We start from the raw sequence: 1,146 nt of genomic DNA, 5'->3' as shown, positions 1-1,146 counted from the left end.
ATAGAACATAAAATCGAACACTTATTCGCGGCAAGATTTTATGTTCTGATTATAGCAAAAGAAAGGGACAGAAAACAAGATATTTCCAAAAAAAAAATTAAAGTTTTTTATTTTTCTTCAAATGTTCTATAATTGCATCCTCAACAAATTGAGATGAATTCTCTTCTTCTTTAACTAAATCAACATATTTTTGCTTAATTGCAACATTCAATCTAACCTTCTTATCTTCTGGATCAATTCTCTTTCTGCCCATTTTCTAAAAACACCTTTCCTACCAAAAACATATATGTATATATTTCCTACATGAATTCCCTACATACATACTATAAACAAAAAACAAAACCATTAAAAACAACAGTATATAAAAAAAAGAGAGCATTACGCCCTCAATTTTTATTATACTTTGTCATAAAATCATACAAAGCCAATTCAATTAACATATTCTTTGTAATCATCTTATTATTAACAGTGATTTTTTCAGCAAACTTTTCAAAGTCATCGAGTAGATCGTCACGAACAAGAACCGTCTTTTTAATAGTTTTCCCCGAAAAAGGCAATTCCATTAAATCAAACAATATTTTCGCTTCATCACTTTGTTGTATTTTAACAAGCTTCTTTAAAGCTTTAATCTCATCTTCTGAAAAACTTAAGTTATTCACTTCAATTCCCTTTTCTACATTTTTCTCTTCCTTTCGTCCGACTTTTTTCTGAATCTTTTTTTCCTCTTGTCCGACATTTTTCTGAAATTCCTCTTCATTTTGCCCGACTTTTTTCTGAACCTTCACCGAACTCTTTCTTACTTTCTTCTGAAAAATTTCAGAAGACTTTCTTACATTCACCTTATCCTCTTCCGAAGCTTCTCCTACATACTCATATATCTTCAAACTATTATTGAATTTATAACCAACTTCAGACAATCTTCTCGAAAAAGTATCCTTACTAATACCTAATTTCTTAGCTATTTCTACTACTTTTTCACCATTATTAACAGCATCAACTACATCAATCACTTTTTCATATTCCAATACAAACACTCCAATTCCGAATGATTTCATACTATTATCTTAACACATTCCGAACAAATTCCGAATGTATTCGGACAACTTTCTGAATAAATTCAGATTATATTCATATCAAAAACCACCA

General features: G+C 29.5%; 2 protein-coding genes. Both read right to left on the bottom strand.

Going from position 1 to position 1,146, the window contains the following annotated elements; all coding sequences use genetic code 11:
- Window positions 1-97 precede the first annotated feature (97 nt).
- A complete protein-coding gene (locus JFU02_RS03450) occupies window positions 98-253 on the bottom strand; it encodes a hypothetical protein (RefSeq protein WP_172448360.1) in 156 nt (51 codons plus the stop codon).
- Between the two features lie 133 nt (window positions 254-386).
- On the bottom strand, window positions 387-1,025 hold the full coding sequence (locus JFU02_RS03445; RefSeq protein ID WP_201069872.1) for a helix-turn-helix domain-containing protein: 639 nt from the start codon (window positions 1,023-1,025) through the stop codon (window positions 387-389).
- Between the last annotated feature and the right edge of the window lie 121 nt (window positions 1,026-1,146).

It is taken from the genome of Bacillus sp. TH13, assembly GCF_016651175.1.
In the GTDB taxonomy this organism is placed as follows: Bacteria; Bacillota; Bacilli; order Bacillales; family Bacillaceae_G; genus Bacillus_A; species Bacillus_A thuringiensis_S.
The sequence above is the reverse complement of the archived record's forward strand: the minus strand, read 5'-3'. Positions and strand labels throughout refer to the sequence as shown.

Excerpts from the sequence above, each read along its gene's own strand:
- JFU02_RS03450 (WP_172448360.1), bottom strand. The coding sequence starts at position 253 with ATGGGCAGAAAGAGAATTGATCCAGAAGATAAGAAGGTTAGATTGAAT.